The 15,672-nt window shown below is 41.1% G+C and carries 16 protein-coding genes and 1 pseudogene; all 17 read left to right on the forward strand.

Annotated elements, in window-relative coordinates; all coding sequences use genetic code 11:
• The first annotated feature begins 118 nt into the window (after nucleotides 1-118).
• The 17 genes and pseudogenes from RDY04_RS00645 to tnpA all read left to right on the forward strand — a co-directional run bounded on the left by RDY04_RS00645 (nucleotide 119) and on the right by tnpA (nucleotide 15,642).
• Nucleotides 119-292: a hypothetical protein gene (locus RDY04_RS00645; protein WP_003093328.1), complete on the forward strand. Its 174-nt coding sequence runs from the start codon at nucleotides 119-121 to the stop codon at nucleotides 290-292.
• The gene (locus RDY04_RS00650; protein WP_003093381.1) at nucleotides 289-1,113 is read left to right on the forward strand and encodes a replication initiator protein A; all 825 of its coding nucleotides are present in this window, start codon (nucleotides 289-291) and stop codon (nucleotides 1,111-1,113) included. The genes RDY04_RS00645 and RDY04_RS00650 overlap by 4 nt, the downstream gene beginning before the upstream one ends.
• Before the next feature lie 158 nt (nucleotides 1,114-1,271).
• Nucleotides 1,272-2,627 (forward strand): DNA (cytosine-5-)-methyltransferase, encoded by a 1,356-nt coding sequence (gene dcm, locus RDY04_RS00655; protein ID WP_039976454.1) that lies wholly within the window; start codon nucleotides 1,272-1,274, stop codon nucleotides 2,625-2,627.
• Nucleotides 2,611-3,039, forward strand: a complete 429-nt coding sequence (locus RDY04_RS00660; RefSeq protein WP_039976455.1) for a hypothetical protein — start codon at nucleotides 2,611-2,613, stop codon at nucleotides 3,037-3,039. Before dcm ends, RDY04_RS00660 begins: the two co-directional genes overlap by 17 nt.
• Nucleotides 3,040-3,048: 9 nt before the next feature.
• The gene (locus RDY04_RS00665) at nucleotides 3,049-3,432 is read left to right on the forward strand and encodes an arsenate reductase (protein WP_039976458.1); all 384 of its coding nucleotides are present in this window, start codon (nucleotides 3,049-3,051) and stop codon (nucleotides 3,430-3,432) included.
• A gap of 9 nt (nucleotides 3,433-3,441) precedes the next feature.
• Nucleotides 3,442-3,675 carry a transcriptional regulator gene (locus tag RDY04_RS00670; RefSeq protein WP_003094685.1) on the forward strand — a complete coding sequence of 78 codons (234 nt, stop codon included), beginning with the start codon at nucleotides 3,442-3,444 and terminating at the stop codon, nucleotides 3,673-3,675.
• Nucleotides 3,676-3,677: 2 nt separating this feature from the next.
• Nucleotides 3,678-4,259, forward strand: a complete 582-nt coding sequence (locus RDY04_RS00675) for a CPBP family intramembrane glutamic endopeptidase (RefSeq protein ID WP_303952732.1) — start codon at nucleotides 3,678-3,680, stop codon at nucleotides 4,257-4,259.
• A gap of 76 nt (nucleotides 4,260-4,335) precedes the next feature.
• Nucleotides 4,336-4,824: a hypothetical protein gene (locus tag RDY04_RS00680; protein ID WP_303952735.1), complete on the forward strand. Its 489-nt coding sequence runs from the start codon at nucleotides 4,336-4,338 to the stop codon at nucleotides 4,822-4,824.
• The gene (locus RDY04_RS00685; RefSeq protein ID WP_303952737.1) at nucleotides 4,824-6,644 is read left to right on the forward strand and encodes a VirD4-like conjugal transfer protein, CD1115 family; all 1,821 of its coding nucleotides are present in this window, start codon (nucleotides 4,824-4,826) and stop codon (nucleotides 6,642-6,644) included. The genes RDY04_RS00680 and RDY04_RS00685 overlap by 1 nt, the downstream gene beginning before the upstream one ends.
• A gap of 17 nt (nucleotides 6,645-6,661) precedes the next feature.
• Entirely contained in the window at nucleotides 6,662-6,904 is a 243-nt protein-coding gene (locus RDY04_RS00690; protein WP_003094402.1) for a hypothetical protein, read from the forward strand.
• Nucleotides 6,905-6,920: 16 nt separating this feature from the next.
• On the forward strand, nucleotides 6,921-7,775 hold the full coding sequence (locus RDY04_RS00695) for a type IV secretion system protein (RefSeq protein WP_003093197.1): 855 nt from the start codon (nucleotides 6,921-6,923) through the stop codon (nucleotides 7,773-7,775).
• 61 nt (nucleotides 7,776-7,836) lie between these two features.
• Complete coding sequence (locus RDY04_RS00700; RefSeq protein WP_001097593.1) at nucleotides 7,837-8,190, forward strand: PrgI family protein; 354 nt, start codon at nucleotides 7,837-7,839, stop codon at nucleotides 8,188-8,190.
• Nucleotides 8,147-10,504 carry a VirB4-like conjugal transfer ATPase, CD1110 family gene (locus RDY04_RS00705; RefSeq protein ID WP_303952750.1) on the forward strand — a complete coding sequence of 786 codons (2,358 nt, stop codon included), beginning with the start codon at nucleotides 8,147-8,149 and terminating at the stop codon, nucleotides 10,502-10,504. The genes RDY04_RS00700 and RDY04_RS00705 overlap by 44 nt, the downstream gene beginning before the upstream one ends.
• Nucleotides 10,494-13,298 carry a phage tail tip lysozyme gene (locus tag RDY04_RS00710; protein ID WP_303952752.1) on the forward strand — a complete coding sequence of 935 codons (2,805 nt, stop codon included), beginning with the start codon at nucleotides 10,494-10,496 and terminating at the stop codon, nucleotides 13,296-13,298. Before RDY04_RS00705 ends, RDY04_RS00710 begins: the two co-directional genes overlap by 11 nt.
• Nucleotides 13,299-13,363: 65 nt before the next feature.
• Nucleotides 13,364-13,966 carry a DUF6088 family protein gene (locus tag RDY04_RS00715; RefSeq protein WP_003094863.1) on the forward strand — a complete coding sequence of 201 codons (603 nt, stop codon included), beginning with the start codon at nucleotides 13,364-13,366 and terminating at the stop codon, nucleotides 13,964-13,966.
• A 2-nt stretch (nucleotides 13,967-13,968) separates the two neighbouring features.
• Nucleotides 13,969-14,967 carry a nucleotidyl transferase AbiEii/AbiGii toxin family protein gene (locus tag RDY04_RS00720; RefSeq protein WP_003093536.1) on the forward strand — a complete coding sequence of 333 codons (999 nt, stop codon included), beginning with the start codon at nucleotides 13,969-13,971 and terminating at the stop codon, nucleotides 14,965-14,967.
• A 211-nt stretch (nucleotides 14,968-15,178) separates the two neighbouring features.
• Nucleotides 15,179-15,642 (forward strand): annotated as a pseudogene (gene tnpA / locus RDY04_RS00725) (IS200/IS605 family transposase).
• The last annotated feature ends 30 nt before the right edge of the window (nucleotides 15,643-15,672 follow it).

Below are 15,672 nucleotides of genomic sequence, written 5' to 3' on the forward strand. Positions count from 1 at the left end.
TGTGAACGTCTGTTTGGATGTCGACTGCGTAGACAAAAAATAGATACGTCCGTAATAAATAAACTCAACGAGAACATTTTAATAAGTGTTCTCGCTTTTTTATTTTCAGGAGGAAAGCATGCAAAAGGAAGAACAGTCATCACGGCAAATCGTGATGTGCCATCTCATGGCTATCATGGGAATAAATATTGAGAAAGCAACTCAGCTAATTGATGAAATGGAACAAGTAGGTTTAATTCAATTTGATGACTTTGGAAATGTTGGACTTTTAGTCATGGAGGGTCAATCATGAAACGTATTACCGCAAATCACTACCAAACATCAGAGCGTTACTATAAGCTCCCAAAACTTTTGTTTGAGAGTGAGCGATATAAGGACATGAAACTTGAAGTTAAAGTAGCTTATGCTGTTCTAAAAGACCGTCTGGAATTGTCTTTGAGTAAAGGTTGGATTGATGAAGATGGGGCTATCTATTTGGTCTATTCCAACTCCAAGCTAATGGCTATCCTTGGCTGTTCCAAGTCTAAGTTACTTGCTATCAAGAAAACGTTACGAGAGTATGGCTTGATTGATGAAGTCCAACAATCTTCCAGTGAAAAAGGACGCTTGGCCAATAAGATTTACTTAGGGGAGCTAGAACATGAACCTACCCCCGTCTTAAATTCAGACGGGGGTAGTGTTCAAAAAATACCAGGGGGGTATCAAAATCAGCCGGGGCCAGTCTTAAATTCAGCCACTAGTGAGACTGAAGTTAGTGAGACTGATATGAGTGAAACTAAAGGGAGTGAGTCAGTCATTGAGGACGAGGAGGAGAAAGAAAGTCTAACAAGTAAGAAAAATGACAATGACAATTTTCAACGTAAAGTAGACCGAGTCACAAGGTACGACAAAGATTACATTTGGGGCTTGGTTCATGACCAGTTGAGACAAGTTGGTCTTTCACAGGCTGCTAGTGATTATGCCATGATCCATTTTGACCATCGTTATCAGTACGCTTTAGAGAATATGAGATTTGCGGACAGGGCAGAAACGATAGCGGAATACGTCTTTAATGGCGTCCTATCCGAATGGACCAAGGTCCAACGCTTAAAAGAACTAAAAGGGGGTGAGTAAGATGTTTTGGTGAATATTATTAGGTATTTGGGGATTAGGAATGATTTGGTTCATTTTTGAACTTATCACTGCCCCAGAAATGGAAGATCATTGTTTAAGCAAGGACGTTACGCAAGAAGTAAGGTCCTTTTTAGTTTTGTCAGAAAGGAATGAGAGACATGAAGTTTTTAGATTTGTTTGCAGGAATTGGAGGCTTTCGACTGGGGTTAACCCGTCAGGGCCATGAGTGTATTGGCTTTTGTGAGATTGATAAGTTTGCGAGGAAATCTTACAAGGCCATCTATAAGACCGAAGGAGAAATAGAATTTCATGATATTAGACAAGTTACAGACCAAGACTTTAGACAACTTAGAGGGCAAGTGGACATCATCTGTGGGGGATTCCCTTGCCAGGCATTTTCACTCGCAGGCAGACGATTGGGATTTGAGGATACTAGGGGAACTTTGTTCTTCGAGATTGCTCGAGTGGCCAAACAGATCCAACCACGTTTTTTATTCCTCGAAAATGTCAAGGGCTTACTCAGTCACGACAAGGGAGAGACATTTCAAACAATCCTCACCACATTGGATGAGTTGGGGTATGATGTTGAATGGCAGGTGCTTAACAGTAAAGATTTCCAAGTGCCGCAAAACCGAGAAAGGGTCTTTATTATCGGACATTCTAGAAGATACCGTCCCCGATTCCTATTTCCTATCCGAGGAGAAAACAGCCCAGTTAATCTTGAGCGACTAGGTAATGTGAATCCGTCTGGAAAAGGGATGAATAGGGAGGTCTATTTATCAAGTGGCTTATCACCAACCTTAACCAGAGGAAAAGGTGAAGGAACTAAAATTGCCATTCCAGTTTTAACCCCTGATAGGCTAGAAAAACGCCAACATGGGAGACGATTTAAGGGCAATCAAGACCCAATGTTCACCCTAACTGGTCAAGATCGACATGGGGTAGTTGTCGCAGGAACTCTGCCAACGTCTTTCATCCAAACTGGACGAGTCTATGACCTTTCAGGGCTTTCTCCAACGTTGACAACCATGCAGGGAGGGGATAAAGTTCCTAAGATTCTCTGTCGTGAAGAAGCGCCACATTTGAAAATTAGGGAAGCGACCAAACTAGGCTATGCCAAGGCAATAGTGGGAGATTCTGTCAACCTTGCTTATCCAGAGTCTACCAAACGTAGAGGTCGAGTGGGAAAGGGGATTTCAAATACTTTGACCACCTCTGACAATATGGGAGTGGTAGTTGCGGCTTTGGAATACCGTAAGGACAAGTGGTATGAAGTGACTGGAATAATCCTAGAGGGAAAACTGTATCGTTTGAGAATCAGACGCCTAACACCTAGAGAGTGTTTTAGACTTCAGGGGTTTCCTGATTGGGCTTATGACAGAGCTGAGAACGTATCCAGTAAAAGTCAGCTGTATAAACAAGCAGGCAATAGCGTGACCGTCACTGTTATTGAAGCCATTGCTAGAGAATTTAGAAAGATTGAAGAGGAAGAAAAACATGAAATTATTACATAGTAAAAGTATTAGGAACTGCACGGAGCTAGAAGAAGCCATACATCAAGCAGAAGTAGAGAGATTTTCGGAAATGATTGCTTCTTTACCCAATTATGATTGTGACATTGATGTCACTTTTGAAGATGACTACCACAAAGAAATGAATTATCCGTTAGCTTATGAGTCCAACTTACATCGTATTTTTGAATTTATTGAAACCCAAGACATCAAAAATGGTATTGATACTTATCTAACGGATGAGAACAATCTCGCCTTTAGGGCGTATGGGCAAGGCTATTCTTGGAATGATAAGAATGATGTCGTCACCACATTAATAACAGTGAAGTGCTACGGTGAAGGCATGTCACCTATTGACATGAGTAAGGTGTTTACTCCACCAACTCAAGCATTAGAGAAGGAGCTATCTGTGTAGGAGGAAGCGATGTTAGAAATCTATTTAAGTCGAAATAACAGTCGGAATCAGAAACTCCTATCTTTTTGTGACTCACATGGTATTTCCTACTCCAGTAAAGAAGTAAGTAACCTGTCACGTGAAGACTTATTGGGCTTGTTTACCAAAAGCAGTGATTGTTTTACGCTCTTATCCCCCTCGCTACAACGATTTAAAGGTCATAGAGAGATGAAATTTAGTGAGTTAGTGACGTTAGTTCTACGGAAACCTGACCAGAATCTTCGTCTCCCAATTGTGGTTTGTGAGGATAACGTGTATCCCGATATGAGTTTAGAAGAAACGAGAACCTTTCTTCCGAGAAGTCAAAAAGTGATTTCCTTTCGTGAACATCTTTTTAAGGACATGACGACATAAGGAGGAGCTATGAACGAACGCTTTTGGGAAAATTTAGAAAGTCTTGTTTTGGAAAAGGGTATGACATGGGCTGACCTTGCTCGACAGATGTTTAAGGGACAATACGTCTACCCTAGTGAGTTTAACCGTCTCTACCAAACCTTTCGTCACTACAAATCTCATCGCCTGATGCCACAAGTGAAATGGGTAGAGAAAATAGTGAGTGTTTTAGAGATTGACTATGAAGATTTGTTTAGGAGGTAGAGATGAAACGTTTAGTAGTCATGTACGGAGCCATTCATGTCAATATACTCCTAGTGAGTTTGTACCTAGTTGGTTGGCTAAATGGGGCATGGTTAACAGTTTTACAAGTGACGTTTCTAACCCTGATATTGTGGAGCTGGAAAAGGTTTAAGATACCGAAAAGAAACCTATCCTTGAAGGAGAGAGGAATTTGGTTACTTGGTAGTCTTGTTGTCATGGTAAGTCTGGCTCTTATCATGAGTGCCATGTTTTCAGGTAGTGAGGCAAATCAAGAAACGTTAGTAACTGTTCAAGACCAGATTCCTGTTCTCTCCTTTATTTTCTTTCTTCTTAATGCCAGTGTTGTGGAAGAAGTCTTTTATAGAGAGGTGTTGTGGGGAGTCTTGCCTCAACCAGTTGTTCAAGTGTTGTTAACGAGTTTTCTCTTTGCCTTAGCTCATCACCCCTCTAGTTTATTCACTTGGGTGATTTATGGGAGTTTAGGTCTCATACTTGGTATAGTTCGATGGCAAACAGACTGCTTGACGTCCACACTTATTCACCTGTCTTGGAACGGTATCGCCTTTCTCCTATCTTTATTGTGATACCAAAATCAAGGGTGCTTTCGTATCATGAAAGCACCCTATTTTTTTGATAGGGAATCACATGAAGGAGGGAATGATGTCATCTGAACAACAGGAACGCCAAGCTATTCAATATGCAGAACGGAGTACCATGTTTACGGTAAAGGTTCTTCTCAAACTCTTAGAGTGGTCAGCTAGACACGCCCTAGCACAAGACTCGGCTTATAGGATTGGGGTTCAAAAGTTAGAAGAACTCCTTCAAAGTCCTTATGCCATTGAGTCGCTGAATATCTCAAAAAACATTTTGGATAAACCCGTTGATGTCGAAAAATTTAAGGAATTGGTGCAGTCAGAGAACCTTCCTATTGCCATTAGTTGGCAAGGAGATTACCTTCATTTCTATGCTAAGGATAAGTCGCTCTTAGACAAGCACTTAGATGAGTTACTTCAAAAGCTCGTTTCTAATCCAGAAAAACTACAAGGGCTAACTATGGATAAAACCCTTGATGAGGAAATCGCTCAAGCCAAGGAACATATTGTGATGTCAGAACCCTCTGCTGTGAAAACAAAGGAGGTAATTCTCTAATGGTCTCAGGGAAAAAAGTTTTTATCTTTGGTGTTTTAGGGATTGCCTTTGGCTATTTCTGCCATCGGCTAGTCTTGCTTTACGATAGTCTACCTAATCAACCGCCCTTGGAACGCCTTGCCTATCTCTTAGGCGAAGGACAGAACCAGGTCTTAAAACCCTTGTGGAATGGTCATTTTACTGGTAGATCAGTTTTAGGATTTTGCTTTGGGATTGTGACGATGGGCCTAGTCTATCTTTATGTTTCAACTGGTCAAAAGGTTTACCGAGAAGGGGCGGAGTATGGTTCTGCTCGCTTTGGAAACAATCGTGAGCGTAAAGCCTTTGTCAGTAAAAATCCCTTTAATGACACCATTTTGTCACGAAATGTTAGGCTAACCCTGTTAGAAAAGAAAGTCCCACAGTTTGACCGAAACAAGAACTTAGTTGTCATCGGTGGGTCAGGGGCAGGGAAGACCTTTCGGTTTGTCAAACCCAATCTGATTCAGCTTAACTGTTCCAATATTGTCGTTGACCCTAAGGATCACTTAGCTGAAAAGACAGGGAAGCTCTTTTTAGAAAATGGCTATCAGGTCAAGGTCTTAGATCTTGTAAACATGATCAACTCAGATGGTTTTAACCCTTTTCGCTATGTGGAGACGGAAAACGACTTGAATAGAATGTTAACGGTGTATTTCAATAATACCAAAGGCAATGGTAGTCGCAGTGATCCCTTTTGGGATGAAGCTTCCATGACCTTAGTCCGTGCTATTTCCTCTTACTTGGTGGATTTTTACAATCCTCCAGGTAGTACAAAGGAAGAAGCAGACAGTCGCCGTAAGCGTGGCCGATACCCATCCTTTTCAGAAATCGGAAAACTCATCAAGCTCTTATCCAAAGAAGAAAATCAAGATAAGAGTGTCTTAGAAGTGATGTTTGAGACCTATGCCAAGACATATGGGACAGAAAACTTCACCATGCGTAACTGGGCAGACTTCCAAAACTACAAGGATAAGACCTTAGATTCGGTGATTGCCGTCACAACAGCTAAGTTTTCCCTCTTTAATATCCAATCCGTCATTGATTTAACCAAACGTGACACTTTGGACTTGAAAACATGGGGGACGCAGAAAACCATGGTCTATCTCGTTATTCCAGATAATGACACTACCTTTAGGTTTCTCTCAGCCCTCTTTTTCTCTACGGTCTTTTCAACCTTAACCAGACAAGCTGACGTGGACTTTAAGGGACAACTGCCTATCCATGTCAGAAGTTACCTAGATGAGTTTGCGAATGTCGGCGAAATCCCAGACTTTGCGGAACAAACCTCAACAGTTCGTTCACGGAACATGAGCCTCGTTCCTATTCTTCAAAATATCGCCCAACTTCAAGGGCTCTATAAGGAGAAGGACGCATGGAAAACTATTCTTGGGAACTGTGACAGTTTGCTTTATCTTGGTGGCAACGATGAAGAGACCTTCAAGTTCATGAGTGGTCTCCTAGGCAAACAAACCATTGATGTGAGAAACATGAGTCGGTCGTATGGCCAGACAGGGTCTGGCTCAACCTCCCATCAAAAAATCGCAAGGGATCTCATGACCCCTGACGAAGTGGGAAACATGAAACGAGATGAGTGCTTGGTGAGAATTGCAGGTGTTCCAGTCTTTAAGGAGAAGAAGTATTACCCATTGAAACATAAGAACTGGAAATACCTTGCGGACAAGGAAACAGATGAGCGTTGGTGGAATTATCAGATTGACCCACTAGAAACACAAGAGCCTCCGTTTGAACCATCAGAACATAAGGTTAGGGATTTAAACACAGAAAACACACTATACTAATAGAAATGAGGAATCATATGAATCAAAAACTAACAGGCTTTGTTTATGGCGTGGACGCTAGTTCCATGTTTGCCCAAGCCATGGCACTTTTACAAAAAGGAATGATCGCGACAGGAGCATTTCTTGTTGTGATGGGAATTATTAACTTGTCGACCAATATCAAAGATGGTGGACCAGGTGTCCGCAATGCCATCTTAGAAATTGTGGGTGGTGTCATGGTAGGTGCCGCGGGTGCCTTCATCACCCAAATTACCATTTAGGAGGGCTAGGTATGACATGATCAACACATTACCTTCAGCTCTTGTCTTTCTAGCCTCGGAGAAAATTTCAAGCGATAGTCTTTTTGAAGGCTTTAACGTGGACTTGGAATCGACCGCTAACTTGGTTAAATCCCTTGCGGATTATAACCCTACGGTGTGGTCTTATATGTCAGCCATCACAAAGGGTATCATGCAGCCCTTGGGAGTGGCTGTTTTAGCAGTCGTTCTCATTCTTGAGTTTTCTAAGATGGCTAAGAAAATCGCCAACTCAGGTGGAGCCATGACTTTTGAAGCCATTGCCCCTATGATCGTCTCTTATATTATGGTGGCTGTGGTAATTACCAACACCACCGTGATTGTGGAAGCCATCTTAGCTGTTGCTTCTCATATCATTGAAGGGGTGGCAGGAGTCGTTTCCAAAGGGGGAACGTCTTATGAGACCATTTCAGGGATAAAAGGCTCAGGAATTATTGGAAAACTCATTGTCGGCTTCTTTGCCATTTTGATATGGTTGGTGCGATTGGTGAGTGTCATGGTGGTAAATCTCCTCATTACCATTCGTTTTATCCAACTTTACCTCATGATTCCATTTGCACCCCTAACGATTCCGACCTTCCTCAGTGATGACTGGCGAAGTATTGGGATTGGCTACCTGAAAAACATCATGGTCTATGCCCTTCAAGGGGTCTTGATTTTCTTAATCATCTCCCTTGTTCCCCTCTTTGAATCAGCTGGGAAATTGGCTCTCTCAAATGGGGCGGGAGTGATGGAGACGCTAGCGACTGCCTTTGGTGGTTTAGTCCAGGCTATTTTATTGATCATTGCCTTGGTGGGCAGTCAACGGACTGCCAGAAGTATCCTAGGCATGTAAGGAGGATTGGGAAGGACGTTCCTCCCAATCTTTTTTCATCTTCATCTTAGATTGGAGTCTTATGAATACACGTGTTTTTAAGGACATCACAAAAGTTCAACATAGGGCTTGGCTAGGTTTTACCACACGACAAGTTATCTTTGTCTTGCCAGCCATTGCTATTACCATCCTGATTTTAGGGTTAAACCTCTTTTATTGGCAATTTGGGGATTGGTTTGTCTACGGACTTATCTTTACCTTTACTATTCCTCTTATGCTTTTTGGGGTCTATCGCCCTAATGACTTACCTTTTGAAACGTATCTTAATTATAGATGGCATTATGAAATGACCATACCAGACCGTACACTAACTGGACAGAAAGGAATACAACGTGAAAAAAACAAATCGCTCAATGAAACCAAAGACCTCTTCTAAACACAAGAAGACACGTAAACCAAAAGAAGAAGTGCTTCCAACAACTGTTAATACGCTTCTTTACCAAGGCCTTTTTCCTAATGGTCTCATGCAAGTCACCCCAGGTTATTTTTCCCAGTCCTATCTTCTAGGAGATGTCAATTACCAAACAGTGGGACTTGAAGATAAGGGAGCGATTATGGAAACCTATTCAGACTTGATTAACAGTTTGGATGACAAAACCAATTTCCAACTCACTATTTTTAACCAGAGGGTCAACTTGGATAAATTTAGAAAGGGTGTCTTGTACCCCTTACATGAGGATGGCTACGATACCTATCGTGAAGAACTCAATCGTATCATGGAGAATAACTTAGAAGCTGGTGAAAATAACTTTTCAGCGGTTAAGCTCATTTCTTTTGGGAAGTCAGAGCAGAATCCTAAATTGGCTTATCGTTCTCTTTCTCAAATTGGCGAATACTTCAAGAGTGGGTTTTCAGAAATAGACGCCGGCTTTAGCTTACTAAGTGGTGAACACCGTGTGAATCATTTTGCGGATATGTTGCGTGGGGAAAATCATTTGCACTTTACTTATCAAGACCTGGTGCGTTCAGGACAAACGACCAAGCACTTTATTGCCCCAAGCAGTCTATCCTTCAAACACAAAAATCATATCGAAATCGATGATCACTTATTACAGATTGTTTATGTCCGTGATTATGGAATGGAATTGGGGGATAAGTTCCTACGTGAACTCATGCAGTCGGATTTGGAAGTGATGATTAGCCTTCATGCCAAAGGATCAGTCAAGTCGGAAGCCATGACCAAGCTCCGTACCAAGAAGACCTTAATGGAATCGCAAAAAATTGGGGAGCAACAAAAGATGGCACGATCTGGTGTTTATCTTGAAAAGGTTAGTCAGGTTATAGAAAGCAACATTGATGAAGCCGATGAGCTGATTAAAACCATGACCCAAACAGGGGACAAGCTCTTTGATACCCTCTTTTTGATTGGGGTCTTTGCGGATAACGAAGACCAGTTGAAGCACTCGCTTGACATCATCAAACAGGTGGCAGGTTCTAATGACCTCGTTATTGACAATCTTTCCTACATGCAAGAAGCTGCCTTTAATAGCTTATTGCCATTTGGCAAGAACTACCTTGATGGTGTGTCACGGTCTCTTTTGACCTCAAACATTGCCGTGAACTCCCCATGGACCTCTGTTGACCTACAAGATAAGGGAGGAAAATTCTATGGGATAAACCAGATTTCAAGTAATATCATCACCATTGACCGAGGAAAACTCAATACTCCATCAGGATTGATTCTAGGGACATCAGGTGCCGGTAAGGGGATGGCAACAAAGCATGAAATCATCTCAACCAAGTTAAAAGAAGCAGAGACTGATACCGAAATCATCATCGTTGATCCCGAAAATGAGTACAGTATCATTGGTCAAGCCTTTGGTGGGGAAAGTATTGACATTGCGCCTGACTCTACCACTTTCTTAAACGTTTTAGACTTATCCGATGACAATATGGATGAAGACCCTATTAAGGTCAAATCGGAATTTCTACTTTCTTGGATTGGGAAACTCTTAGACCGGAAAATGGACGGTCGAGAAAAGTCCCTAATTGACCGTGTGACACGGTTAACCTATAAGCATTTTGCCACGCCATCTCTCGTGGAATGGGTCTTTGTTCTCTCTAAACAACCTGAACAAGAAGCTAAAGACTTAGCCCTTGATATGGAGCTTTATGTGGAAGGGTCACTCGATATTTTCTCACACCGAACCAACATCAAAACTGACAGCCATTTCCTCATTTACAATGTCAAAAAATTAGGAGATGAATTAAAGCAAATTGCCCTCATGGTCATCTTTGACCAGATTTGGAATCGTGTGGTTAAAAACCAAAAACGTGGCAAGAAGACCTGGGTTTACTTTGATGAAATGCAGCTTCTGTTGTTGGATAAGTACGCTTCTGATTTCTTCTTCAAATTATGGAGCCGTGTCCGTAAGTATGGGGCCATTCCAACAGGCATTACCCAGAACGTGGAAACTCTTTTATTAGATGCCAATGGAAGACGTATTATCGCTAATAGCGAGTTCATGATTTTGTTAAAACAGGCTAAGAGTGACCGAGAAGAATTGGTTCATCTTTTGGGCTTATCTAAAGAGCTTGAGAAATACTTGGTCAATCCTGAAAAGGGTGCTGGGCTGATTAAGGCAGGATCAACCGTTGTTCCGTTTAGGAACAAAATCCCACATCACACCAAACTCTTTGACATCATGAGTACCGATCCAGAAAAGATGAGGCAAAAGAATGAAAACTGAGAAGAAAACCGTTAAAGCTGCTCGAAAAAACTTTCAGAGTAGTTTAAAGGCTAGCCGTATCCATTACCGCAGGGAGAAGAAGGGGTTAAAACGCTCACTTCCTAAGCGACGCTTTATCATGCGCCGAGCTGAGAAAGCTGAAACAAGGGAACAACGTCAGACTCTGAAGCAAACCTATCAGGAAGAAAAAGACCTAGTGACAGATACCTTTAAGGAAGCGATTGCCTATGTGTCTCCCAGATGGCTAAAAAGTAAGGAAATTAAGAAGTATCGGCTTCCTCAAGCCAGACAGCGCCTAGTAGTAGCTCGAAAACACTTGGCAGAAGTCAAGAAGGCCGAAAAAGAGGAGGCTGTTACCTCTAAGTTTACCTATCAGAAAAAGCCAACAGAATCAAAAACGTCACGGTTTCAGTTTCAAAAAGAAAAATCTCTTGAACGCCTTCAGGCAGAAAAAGAGGTGAAATCAGCTAAGCGTGACGTGAAACAACTAAAAAAAGCACATCAGTTTAAGAAACCCTCGACCAAGGTCAAACGAGGGTTACGCTATGTCGCCTCAGAATCACTTGATGTAGTCGCTCAAGATGATGACTTGGAGGGAATTAGAACCCTAAAAGAGTCTGTGATTAAAGGAAGACGCTATGGGAGATTTACTTATCAGTCAGGAAAACTCCTTGTCAAAAGTGGGCAGACAGGTCTTCGGTTTACTAAGACGAAAGCCGCTCATAGTAAGGAGCGGTATCAGAACTTTAAAAAGGGGAAAGGGTTCACCCGTCAGAAGCACTTAAAGCCCCAAAGGCGATATCGCACCTTTCTCAAGCAAGCCAGAAGGCACAGTGTGTCAGGAATAACAAGGGTTATTCAAGCGATTAAGAATAGCCTGACCTTCTTTTCATCGATTGCCCTTAATCCTATGACTTGGGTCGTGTCAGGCCTCTTGTTTTTCTTGCTTTTGATGATGAGTTTTGTCATAGGAATTTCAGGAACCACTCTCATTCAACAGGATGAGAGTGAACTGACAAAAGCCTATACGCACATGACGTGGGAAGATGCGGAAAACACTCGAACCAACCCCACTGGCATTACCTACTACACCAAGATTGATGACGTCATGGGCTTTATGAATCTCAAGTATCAAGATTATGCTTTAGAAAAATTCATGGAAAATGGTGATAAGACCTATCACGCCTATCTCAGTCAACTTTGGCAGGACTTAAACGGTGGAGATTCTTTAAAATCCATGCTTGAGTTGACCAAGGAGCCTGCCTACAAACTCTCTGATGACGATAGAGAAGACTTAAAGGAATTAAGTGAGGAAGGCACCTACCTTGTCCTCCAAGAATTGGACAATCCTTTCCAAAATCAGACGGAAGATGACGCTCTTATCATGACAGTTCGTTATGGTTATGAGGTGATTGATGACAAGCCAACCCTTCATCACCATATCATTCTAGAAGCCAAAGAGAATCAAGTAATTGTGGCTCCTATGGATGGTAAGGTTTCTCTAGATGGCGAGAACATTATCATCACGTCAGGTAAGGGACTAAACAAGTCTCAATTGACCTTGTTTAATATCCATACTGGTCGAGTGAGCGATGGCCAAAAAGTCCAAGCAGGAGAAGTGATTGGTCAAACCAAGGATGGTGCTGGTCTAAAAGTGACCTATCAAAAGGTTGACGATGATTCAGAGAAACTAGTTTACGTCAATCCGGCCTTTTACTTTCCTAAAGTCATTCAACTCCAAACGACCATTCTACCTACCATTGGTCAATTTGGAGGCGATGAATTTGCGAGAGCCAAAGCTACCTATGAGTATTTGAAGAGTCAAGGGGCGACTAATCAAGCCATTGCGGCTATTTTAGGAAACTGGTCAGTAGAATCCTCAATCAATCCTAAACGGGCAGAAGGCGATTACTTATCGCCTCCTGTTGGGGCAACGGATAGTTCTTGGGACGATGAGGGCTGGTTGTCCCTTAATGGTCCAGCTATCTATAATGGCAGGTACCCGAATATTTTAAGACGTGGCTTAGGCTTAGGGCAATGGACAGATACAGCAGATGGATCACGCAGACATACTTTATTATTAGAGTATGCCAACCGAAAAAACCAGAAGTGGTATGACTTAGGCTTACAATTGGATTTTATGCTCCATGGGGACAATCCTTACTATACCAACTGGTTAAAAGACTTTTTAAAAAATTCAGGAAGCCCAGCTAGCCTTGCCCAAGTCTTTCTCATTTATTGGGAGGGAAATAGTGGTGATAAACTCCTAGAACGTCAAACCAGAGCTACAGAGTGGTATTACCAAATTGAGAAAGGCTTTAGCCAACCAAATGGTGGAACCGCCCAGAGTGATCCAAAAGCGCTGGAAGCGGTTCGAGGAGACCTTTATGACAACTCTATTCCATGTGGAGGTGATGGTATGGGCTATGCCTATGGGCAATGCACGTGGGGAGTGGCCGCTCGTATCAACCAATTGGGCTTGAAACTCAAAGGACGAGACGGCGAAAAAATCCCAATTATCAGTACCATGGGGAATGGTCAAGATTGGGTGGCAACAGCAGCACGTCTTGGTGGAGAAACAGGTAAGCTACCAAAAGCAGGAGCGATTATTTCCTTTGCGGGAGGAGGTCATGGATCGCCAACAGAATACGGTCATGTCGCCTTTGTCGAGAAAGTTTACCCAGATGGATCTTTCCTTATCTCAGAAACCAACTATAATGGCAATCCTAACTATACCTTCCGTAAGTTATCAGGAGTCGATGGTACGATTAGCTTTGCCTATACGACGAGGTGACAATATGAGAATACTTGTCTTTTTGTCCCAAATATTATATAATATTTGGGACAAGAGGTGAGTGAATGAGTAATTATAAAGATAAGATTCAAACAAGTATCGAAAACTTGGCTGATGGTAGTGTCTTTATTTCTAGTGATTTTTTGGATATTGCTGATTATGAAACTGTTAGGAAGAGTTTAAATCGGTTGGTTAATGAAGGAGTGATTCACCGAATAGTAAACGGTGTTTATTATAGACCAAGATATATTGAACTCATTGGTGAATATGAGGCACCTTCAATCAATGAGGTTGCGACTGCAATTGCTAGAAAGTATAATTGGACGATTGCGCCGTCTGGGAATACTGCTCTTAATCTGCTAGGTCTGTCAACACAAGTGCCGTCACAATGGACTTATATTTCTGATGGAAGGTATGTTAACTTTACAATTGGAAATACAACATTGGTTTTCAAGAGAACAACCAATAGTTCAATTTCAAGAATGTCACAATTGACAGCAATGATCATCCAAGCAATTAAAGCAATGGGTAAAAATAATATTAGTGAAGAGCAGATTCGTTATCTAAAAGGGAAATTATCCCATGAAGAAAAAGAAAAAATACTAGAAGAAGGAAAGACAACTGCTGCTTGGATTTATCAAATATTGAAGAAAATAGGAGAATCCTAAAGATGCTAGAATTTAAAAAAGTTTCCAAGGTAGAACTTCAAACGATTATTCGAAATGCCTCTGCACAGTTAGGTGTCAATGAAGTTATTGTTGAAAAAGATTATTGGGTTTGCTTTGTTTTAAATTATTTATTTACCATGAGCGAATGGCAGAATGCTTTCACATTTAAAGGAGGAACTAGTCTTTCTAAGTGTTATGGCTTAATTAAACGATTTTCAGAAGATATTGATTTAATTTTAGACTGGCAGGTTATTGGGTATGGGAAAAATGAGCCTTGGCAGGAGCGTTCTAATACAAAACAGGACAAATTTAATAAGGAGTCGAATCAAAAATCAGAAGAATTTCTTAGAAATATTTTAGTACCTCAGATGAGGTCAGATTTTGTTAGTCTGATTGAAGAAGAGTTTCAAATTGATATTGATCCAAATGATCCTCAAACTGTACTGTTTGCATATCCTACAAATTTCCACTCGGATTATGTGAAGCAAGTTATTCGCTTGGAGATAGGAGCCTTAGCAGCTTGGACACCATCAGAAATTGTAGAGATTACTCCTGAACTATATAAAATTTATCCCATGCTATTTGTTGGAGAAAGTATTCCTGTTAGAACTGTTTTACCTGAGAGAACTTTTTGGGAAAAGGCGACTATTTTGCACCATGAGGCAAATAGACCTGTTGACAGTAACATGCCTATTCGCTATGCAAGACATTACTATGATATTTATTGTTTGGCTCACTCTATCTATAAGTCACGAGCATTTGAGAATAGAGCACTTCTTGATAAAGTTGTTTCATTTAAGGAAAAATTTTATCCTCGAAAATGGGCGAAATATGAAGAAGCAACTATTGAAAAAATTAGATTGCTTCCAGACCCTTATAGACTGAATGAAATAGAAGTTGATTATAATCAGATGAAAGAAATGTTTTTTGGTAATGTACCAACTTTCGAGGAAGTAGTTGAAACCATTGCTAGTTTAGAAACGGAAATTCATGGACTTTAGATAATTTATTCTATCTTACTTAGTCATCCACTTTTTGTGGGTGGCTTTTTTATTATGTGACTTTAAATCCGTTTCGCTCCGAAGGTGCGAAACAGATAAACCACCCGCTATGCGGGTGCGCATCGAAGGTTATACCGTCATAACAAAAAAACTCCAAACGAGTTACAATATAGGCGTTCAAGCCAATTGTAAAGCGGAAGGAGTTAAGACTATGGCGCAAAAAGCTCACAGTTTATCACATACAAAATGGATGTGTTCTACCACATTGTATTTACACCTAAGTATAGACGAAAAATAATCTATAATCAATATAGGAGTAGTCTGGGAGAGATTTTTCATAGACTATGCCAATATAAAGGCGTTGAAATAATAGAAGGCCACTTAATGCCAGATCATGTCCATATGTTAGTAAGTATTCCACCACGAATGAGTGTAGCTAGTTTTATGGGATATTTAAAAGGTAAAAGTGCCTTAATGATGTTTGATAAACACGCCAATTTAAAATATAAATTTGGAAACAGACATTTTTGGGCAGAAGGTTATTATGTAAGTACGGTAGGACTTAATGAAGCCACAATTAAGAAATATATTCAGGAACAAGAGAAGCATGATATCGCTTTGGACAAATTAAACGTAAAAGAATATGAAAATGCTTTTAGGGATAACGGTAAGTAATGTGAATGCCTCTTTGAGGGGCTTGTGACG

The sequence above is a fragment of the uncultured Streptococcus sp. genome (assembly GCF_902463925.1).
Classification (GTDB): Bacteria; Bacillota; Bacilli; order Lactobacillales; family Streptococcaceae; genus Streptococcus.

Coding starts and splice junctions, on each gene's coding strand:
- RDY04_RS00720 (WP_003093536.1), top strand. CDS start 13,969: ATGCTAGAATTTAAAAAAGTTTCCAAGGTAGAACTTCAAACGATTATT.
- RDY04_RS00715 (WP_003094863.1), top strand. CDS start 13,364: ATGAGTAATTATAAAGATAAGATTCAAACAAGTATCGAAAACTTGGCT.
- RDY04_RS00670 (WP_003094685.1), top strand. CDS start 3,442: ATGAACGAACGCTTTTGGGAAAATTTAGAAAGTCTTGTTTTGGAAAAG.
- RDY04_RS00700 (WP_001097593.1), top strand. CDS start 7,837: ATGAATACACGTGTTTTTAAGGACATCACAAAAGTTCAACATAGGGCT.
- dcm (WP_039976454.1), top strand. CDS start 1,272: ATGAAGTTTTTAGATTTGTTTGCAGGAATTGGAGGCTTTCGACTGGGG.
- RDY04_RS00710 (WP_303952752.1), top strand. CDS start 10,494: ATGAAAACTGAGAAGAAAACCGTTAAAGCTGCTCGAAAAAACTTTCAG.
- RDY04_RS00675 (WP_303952732.1), top strand. CDS start 3,678: ATGAAACGTTTAGTAGTCATGTACGGAGCCATTCATGTCAATATACTC.
- RDY04_RS00685 (WP_303952737.1), top strand. CDS start 4,824: ATGGTCTCAGGGAAAAAAGTTTTTATCTTTGGTGTTTTAGGGATTGCC.
- RDY04_RS00660 (WP_039976455.1), top strand. CDS start 2,611: ATGAAATTATTACATAGTAAAAGTATTAGGAACTGCACGGAGCTAGAA.
- RDY04_RS00665 (WP_039976458.1), top strand. CDS start 3,049: ATGTTAGAAATCTATTTAAGTCGAAATAACAGTCGGAATCAGAAACTC.
- RDY04_RS00650 (WP_003093381.1), top strand. CDS start 289: ATGAAACGTATTACCGCAAATCACTACCAAACATCAGAGCGTTACTAT.
- RDY04_RS00680 (WP_303952735.1), top strand. CDS start 4,336: ATGTCATCTGAACAACAGGAACGCCAAGCTATTCAATATGCAGAACGG.
- RDY04_RS00695 (WP_003093197.1), top strand. CDS start 6,921: ATGATCAACACATTACCTTCAGCTCTTGTCTTTCTAGCCTCGGAGAAA.
- RDY04_RS00690 (WP_003094402.1), top strand. CDS start 6,662: ATGAATCAAAAACTAACAGGCTTTGTTTATGGCGTGGACGCTAGTTCC.
- RDY04_RS00645 (WP_003093328.1), top strand. CDS start 119: ATGCAAAAGGAAGAACAGTCATCACGGCAAATCGTGATGTGCCATCTC.